The sequence below is a fragment of the Kitasatospora sp. MY 5-36 genome (assembly GCF_001182915.1).
In the GTDB taxonomy this organism is placed as follows: domain Bacteria; phylum Actinomycetota; class Actinomycetes; order Streptomycetales; family Streptomycetaceae; genus Kitasatospora.
The window spans coordinates 1-6,770 of sequence record NZ_LFVW01000621.1 but is presented as its reverse complement, the minus strand read 5'-3'; the positions used below and the strand labels follow the sequence as shown (position 1 = coordinate 6,770).

The 6,770-nt window shown below is 76.5% G+C and carries 5 protein-coding genes; 2 read left to right on the top strand and 3 right to left on the bottom strand.

What is annotated here, in order from left to right:
* Nucleotides 1–697, top strand: a 697-nt coding sequence (locus AE652_RS31905; RefSeq protein ID WP_049657897.1) for a hypothetical protein, incomplete at its 5' end; no start/stop codon positions are given.
* A gap of 25 nt (nt 698–722) precedes the next feature.
* On the opposite strand, the gene holA is transcribed toward AE652_RS31905, so the two are convergent.
* The gene (gene holA / locus AE652_RS31900; protein WP_049657895.1) at nt 723–1,721 is read right to left on the bottom strand and encodes a DNA polymerase III subunit delta; all 999 of its coding nucleotides are present in this window, start codon (nt 1,719–1,721) and stop codon (nt 723–725) included.
* Between the two features lie 74 nt (nt 1,722–1,795).
* Here holA and AE652_RS31895 point away from each other — a divergent pair, with 74 nt between their 5' ends.
* Nucleotides 1,796–2,089 (top strand): hypothetical protein, encoded by a 294-nt coding sequence (locus AE652_RS31895; protein WP_049657893.1) that lies wholly within the window; start codon nt 1,796–1,798, stop codon nt 2,087–2,089.
* An 18-nt stretch (nt 2,090–2,107) separates the two neighbouring features.
* On the opposite strand, the gene AE652_RS31890 is transcribed toward AE652_RS31895, so the two are convergent.
* Both AE652_RS31890 and AE652_RS31885 read right to left on the bottom strand, forming a co-directional pair.
* Nucleotides 2,108–3,268, bottom strand: a complete 1,161-nt coding sequence (locus AE652_RS31890) for an acyl-CoA dehydrogenase family protein (protein WP_049657892.1) — start codon at nt 3,266–3,268, stop codon at nt 2,108–2,110.
* A 49-nt stretch (nt 3,269–3,317) separates the two neighbouring features.
* The coding region (locus AE652_RS31885) for an amino acid adenylation domain-containing protein (RefSeq protein WP_159028605.1) at nt 3,318–6,770 on the bottom strand (3,453 nt) is incomplete at its 5' end.

The window sequence follows — 6,770 nt, the reverse complement described above, 5'->3', positions numbered from 1 at the left end:
CGGACCGCCGCCGGGGCTGCCCACCGCGCCCGGCCTGCCCGCCGCCCCCGCCCCCGGGCGGAGCGGGAACCTGCGGCGCAACGCCGTCTGGGCGTTCGTCGGCGCGGTGACCGTCTCGATCGGCTGGGCCGCCGCCGTGACGGCCGTCCCCGGCCTGGTCAGCAGCGACTCCTCGCCGCGCGACCTGCGCGGCTACCACCTCTCCGACGACTTCTGCGCCACCGGGAAGCCCACGAAGCTCCTGCAGACCTACTCCGTCTCGGACACCTCCAAGCCGACCCACCACACCGACCGGCACCCGGCGCTGGACAGCATGAACTGCTCGATGTCGCTCAAGCGCACCGGCGGCACCAGCGACAGCGAGTCCGCCACCCTCTACATGCGCGTCGACCTGCACAAGGCGGTCAACCCGGCGCCCGAGCTGGAGGCCAACAAGGAGCTCTACCGGGCCCGCGGCTACCAGGTCACCGACATCGCGGGGCTCGGCGAGGAGGCGTACTTCCTGTACAAGGACGACGGCTCGGACCAGTACCACAGCGTCTACGCCGAACTGGACATCCGCGACGGCGGGATGACGTACTACGTCACCTACTCGGCCGGCTACACCGAGGGCAAGGGCAAGCCGCCGACCAAGGAGGAGCTGCGCACCGCCCTCCAGTCCGACGGGCAGGACACCGTGCGGGCCATGAAGAAGTAGCGCCGGGGCCCGCGGCGCCGGGCCGTCAGTAGGCGGGCCGGGAGCCGGCCCGGGAGGCCCCGGCGACGGCGACCACCGCGCGCTCCAGGGCGTACGCCGGGTCGTCCGAGCCGCCCTTGACGGCGGCGTCGGCCTGGGCGATCGCGGTCAGCGCGGTGGCCACCCCGTCGCCCGTCCAGCCGCGCATCTGCTGGCGGACCCGGTCGACCTTCCACGGCGGCATGCCCAGCTCGCGGGCCAGGTCGCCCGGGCGCATGTTCCGCCCGGCGCTCGCCAGCCGGCCGATGCTGCGCACGCCGGAGGCCAGCGCGTAGGTGATGCCGGTCGGCGGCTGGCCGACGGCCAGCGCCCAGCGCAGCCGCTCCAGCGCCTCCGCGGCCCGGCCGGTGACCGCCAGGTCGGCGACCTCGAAGCCGGTCGCCTCGGCCCGGCCGCTGTAGTAGCGGGCCACCACCGTCTCGTCGATCGTGCCCTCGACGTCGGAGGTCAGCTGGTTGCAGGCGGCCGCCAGCTCGCGCAGGTCGCTGCCGAGCGCGTCCAGCAGCGTCTGGCAGGCCTCCGGGGTCGCGGAGCGGCCCAGGGTGCGGAACTCGCCCTTGACGAAGGCCAGCCGCTCGCTCGCCTTGGCCAGCTTGGGGCAGGCCACCTCGCGCCCGCCGGCCTTGCGCCCGGCGTCCAGCAGGCCCTTGCCCTTGGCGCCGCCGGCGTGCACCAGCACCACGATCACTTCTTCGGCCGGGGCCTCGATGTACGCCTTGACCTCCTTCACGGAGTCGGCGGAGAGGTCCTGCGCGGCCCGGACCACGATCACCTTGCGCTCGGCGAACAGCGACGGCGTGGTCAGCTCGGCCAGGCTGCCGGGCTGCAGGCCGCCGGGCGGCAGGTCCCGTACGTCGGTGTCCGGGTCCGCCGCCTTCGCCGCCGCCACCACCTGGGCGACCGCGCGGTCCAGCAGCAGCTCCTCCTGGCCGACCGCGAGGGTCAGCGGGGCGAGCAGGTCGTCGGGTGCACTCTTCCTGGCCATCGCCTACCAGCATCCCACGGGCCGCGGACACTCCCGCCCGACGGAGCGGGCGGCCCGACCTGGACAATGTCCGGGTGAGCGAGAACCACACCACCGACCTCCCGGCCGTCGACGACCCGTACGCCCGGCAGCTGCTCGTCCTGCCCGACCGCGACACCGCCGAGGAGGCCGCCGAGGAGCTCGGCGCCGCCCAGCCCGACCTCGGCGAGCTCGAAGTCGTCCGCGACGCGCTCGCGGGCGAGGACGACGCCGAGGACGCCCAGTGGCTGGTCGTGGCCGAGGCCCCGGAGAGCGGCTGGACCCCGGCGCTGCTGCACGCCCTCGACCGCCTCGCGGCCGGCTACGAGGGCTGGCGCGAGGAGGCGTGACGGCCTGAGGGCCCCTGATCAGAGGTGCGGGGACTCGGGCGCGCCCCCGAGCCGCAGCTCGCCGACACCGTCCAGGACCTTCTCCGCCGAGGCGACGTGGCGGCCCGCCGTGACGACGTCGCGCAGGCAGCGGTCGAGCGGGGTGCGCTCGCTGTAGACCGCGGCCGATCCCACGGCGTCGTACAGGAGTTGGACCGCCTCCCGGCAGGCCCGGTGGGCGAACCGGCGGGCCAGCGCCGCCGTGCCGCGCTCCGGCGCCAGGCCCTCCGCCTGGGCCGCCCAGGCCTGCTCCAGCGTGCGGTACACGTAGGCGTCCGCCGCGCCGATCAGCGACTCGGCGTGCGCGAGGTCGGCCCGGACCCCCGGGTAGGGCAGCGCGGAGCGCCGGGGGGACAGCAGCTCCCGGGCGCCGGCCAGCGCGGCCCGGCCGATCCCCAGCGGCACGCCCGCCATCTTGAGGGCGAGGTTGTCGGCGCGCAGGTGGAGCGGCTCCGCCCGGGTGCCGGACGGCGCCAGGGCGAAGGTGTGCCGCTCCGGGACGAACAGGTCGGCGACCTCGATGTCGTGCGAGCCGGTGCCGCGCAGCCCGGTGGTGTGCCAGGTGTCGAGCACCCGGACCTGCGCGGCGTCCAGGACGGCGACCCTCGGGGTGCCCTCCGGGGTCAGGAACCCGGCCAGCACCCGGTCGGCGTGGGTGATCCCGCTGGCGTGGGTCCAGCGGCCGGTCAGCAGGTGGCCGCCGCCGTGCCGGACCGACCGCCCGGCCGGCGGCAGCACCGTCGCGGTGATCAGGTCCGGGTCCGGGAACAGCTCGGCGAAGACGTCCTCGGGCAGCGAGACCACGGCCAGCGAGGCGTTCAGCGCGACGGACGCGCACCAGGCGACCGAGGCGTCGCCCTCGGCCAGCAGGTCGATCGCCCGGGTGGTCTCCGGCACGGTCAGCTCGACCCCGCCCAGCCGCGGCGGCAGGGCGGCCCGCAGCAGCCCGGTGGCCTTCAGGCCCGCCAGGACGTCACCGGGGATCCGGCCCAGCCGTTCGGTCTCCGGCGCGGTGGCCGGCAGGCCGGCGGCGTAGCTCCGTACCCGGTCCAGGACCGAGGCGGCGGTGCGGGCCGTCCCGGTCCGGGGCGTACCGGTGCGGGCCGTCCCGGTGCGGGGCGGCAGTTCGAGGGTGGTCATCCGGTCCTCCTGGTTCGGCGGGTGCGGTGGGGTTCTCCGGGGCGGCGGGTCACAGGTCGTTCAGCGCCTTGTCGAGCTCGGCCGCCAGGGTCTGGAGGTACGGGGCGCGCATGACGCTGTAGTGGTCGCCGGGCACGTCGACGCTCTCCGCCCGGTCGCCGAGCAGCTCCAGCCACCGCCGGGTGGTGGCCGTGCTGGCCCCGTCCATCGCCCGCAGCAGCCGGACCCGGCCCCGGTACGGGACGGGCCGGTGCTCGGCCAGCGCCCGGCTGAGGCGCAGGAACCGGCCCGCGAGCCGCTCCAGGGTGGCGCCGTCGATCTCCTCCGGCAGGACGCCGGCCCGCCGGGCCCGGGTCAGCAGCTCCTCGACCGGGGAGCCGCCGTCGACCGGCTCGAACTCCTCCGGCCCGGGGTTCCAGTCGTGGCCGGCCAGCCCGGCCAGGTCACGGGCGAACCGGGCCAGCAGCGCCGGCTCGGCGGCGGGCTCGGTGCGGCCGGGCGGTTCGAGCAGGTCCACGGCCGCGACCAGCTCGACCGCCGCGCCCCGGTCGGTGAGCAGCCGGGCGGTCTCCAGGGCGATCACCCCGCCCATCGACCAGCCGCCGAGCCGGTACGGGCCGTCCGGGAACCGCGCGGTGATCGCGTCGGCGTAGTGCGCGGCCAGCTCGGCCACGGTCCTCGGGGCGGGCTGCGCCCCGGGGTCCGCCCCGGGGTCCGCTTCGGGGTACTGGAGGGCGTGGACCGGCTGGTCCCCGTCCAGCAGGGCGGCGAGCCCGGCGTAGCAGAGCACGTCGCCGCCGACCGGGTGGACCAGGAACAGCGGCGGCCGGGCCCCGGTGCCCCGGACGGTGACCAGGGCCGCCCGGCCCTCGTCGTCGGCCCGCTCGCGCAGCACCCCGGCGAGCGCCTCGACGGTCGGCCGGGCGAGCAACGTGGCCACCGGCAGCGAGCGGCCGGTGCACTGCCTGATCCGGGCCATCATCCGCACCGCGAGCATGGAGTCGCCGCCGAGGTCGAAGAAGTTCGCCGTGACGTCGAAACCGGCGGGGTCCGGGGCGGCGTCGGAAGGGTCCGGGGCGGCGTCGGCGGGGTCCGGGGCGGTGTCGGCGGTCGCCGCGGGAGTGCCGAAGAACTCGGCCCAGATCCCGGCGAGCAGCCGCTCGGCCGCGTCGCGCGGGGCGACCGCCCCGCCGGGGCGCGGGGCCGCGAGCCCGGGCGTGGGAAGCCGACGGCGGTCCACCTTGCCGTTGTCGGTCAGCGGCAGCTCCGGCAGCAGGACGATCCGGGCGGGCACCAGGTACCCCGGCAGTTCCCGGCCGAGCGCCGCGCGCAGCTCCTCCTCGGAGGCGTCCGCCACCGCGTAGCCGACGAGCCGCCGCGGGCCGCCGCGCTCGCCCTCGGCCACCACGGCCGCCGCCCGGACGTCCGGCCGGCGCAGCAGCGCCGCCTCGACCTCGCCGAGCTCGATCCGGTGGCCCTGGATCTTCACCTGGAAGTCCGCGCGCCCGAGGAACTCGATGTCGCCGTCCGGCAGGTAGCGGCCGAGGTCGCCGGTGCGGTAGAGCCGCTCCCCCGTCACCGGGTGGCGCGGGAAGGCCGCGCGGGTCTTCTCCTCGTCGCCGAGGTAGCCGCGGGCCAGGCCGGTGCCCGCGATGTACAGGTCGCCGGGGACCCAGGCCGGGCGCGGCCGCAGCGCCTCGTCCAGCACATGGAAGCGCTGGTTCCGCATCGGCCGGCCGTACGGGATGCTCGTCCGCTCCGGGTCCACGTCGGTGATCGGGTGCAGGATCGACCAGATCGAGGCCTCGGTCGCACCGCCCAGGCCGACGACCCGCGCGTCCGGCAGGACCGCGGCGACGGCGCCGGGGAAGGTGACGGGGATCCAGTCGCCGCTCATCATCACCAGCCGCAGCGGGAACGGGCCGCCGAGCGCCCGCACGTGCTCGACGAACATCTCCATCAGCGCGGGGACGCTGTTCCAGACCGTCACCCGGTGCCGGGTCACCAGGTCCAGCCAGGCGGCCGGCTCGCGCTGCGCCGGGGCCTCGGGCAGGACCACGGCGCCGCCGACCGCGAGCAGGCCGAACACGTCGTAGACCGAGAGGTCGAAGTTGAACGCCGACAGCGCCAGCACCCGGTCGTCCCCGGTCACGCCGAACCGGTCGTTGACGTCCCGGATCGTGTTGACCGCGCCGGTGTGCTCGATCATCACGCCCTTCGGCACCCCGGTGGAGCCCGAGGTGAAGATGACGTACGCGAGGTCCTCGGGCCGGGCCGGGGAGGGCGGCAGCGGGCCGTCCGCGCCGGTGTCCTCCGGCTCGGTGTCGACGTGCAGCGCGCGGGTGCCGTCCGGCAGGTCGAGCCCGGCCGCGATCGCCGAGCGGGTCAGCACCAGGCCGATCCCGGCGGCCTCCACGATCATCCGCAGGCGCGGGCCGGGCACGGCGGCGTCGACCGGCACGTAGGCGGCCCCGGTCTTGAGGACGGCCAGCGCCGCGACGACCTGCTCCCAGCCCTTGTCCAGCACGATGCCGACCAGCGTGCCCGGGCCGGTGCCGTCCTCGATCAGCCGACGGGCGATCCGGTCGGACCGGCGGTCCACCTCGCGGTAGCTGAGGGTCCGGGCGGCGGTGATGACGGCGGGCGCGTCCGGCCGGGCCGCGGCCTGCCGCAGGAACGCGTCGTGCAGCAGCTCGGCGGGGACGGGGCCGTCGGTGGCGTTGACGGCCCGGCGGACCGCCAGGTCGGACTCCGGCGCGAGCACGGCCGGCGGGCGGCGCCACGCGCCCTCCTCGCACAGGCCGCGCACCAGGTCCCGGTAGGCCTCCCACATCCCGTCGACGACGCCCTCGGGGAACACCTCCTCCACCACGTCCCAGTTCAGGACCAGCTCCCCGGCCTCCTCCAGGGCCTGGTGGTCGAGCCACACCTGCGGGGTGCGCACCGAGCTGGAGGCCAGCTCGCCGGCGGTGCCGAGCGCGGTCAGCGCGGTGAGCGCCCCGCGCTGCTCCGGGCCGCCGTCGGCGGTGTTGTCGGTGTTGTCGCCGTCGGCGGTGTTGTCGGCGCCGTCGCTCCGGGCGGAGAAGCCGATCGTGCTGGTGAAGACCACCGGCATGCCCGCCAGGCCCGTCCCGCCGCGGGTGCGGTTGAGTTCGCGCAGCACCTCGACGCCGCTGACGTGGCCGTGTTCGAGGTCGGCCAGCAGCTGGTCCTGGAGGCGCGCGGCGCCCGCGGCGAAGGCCTCGCCGGGGGCGGCGTCGACCTCCAGCAGGGTGGTGGCGCTGAGGTTGCCGACCACCCGGCCGGCGTCCTCGTGCAGCGGCCGCCGGTGGAACGCCAGCAGGTTGAGCGTGAAGCGCGGCGAGGCGCTCCAGGCGCCCAGCACCTGCGCGTACGCGGCGCACAGCGCGGCCGAGGGCGAGAGGCCCGCCGCCGCGGCGTGCTCCTTGAAGCGCCGCCACGCCCCGGCCCCGACCCGGGCCGTGCGGTGGACGAACTCCGG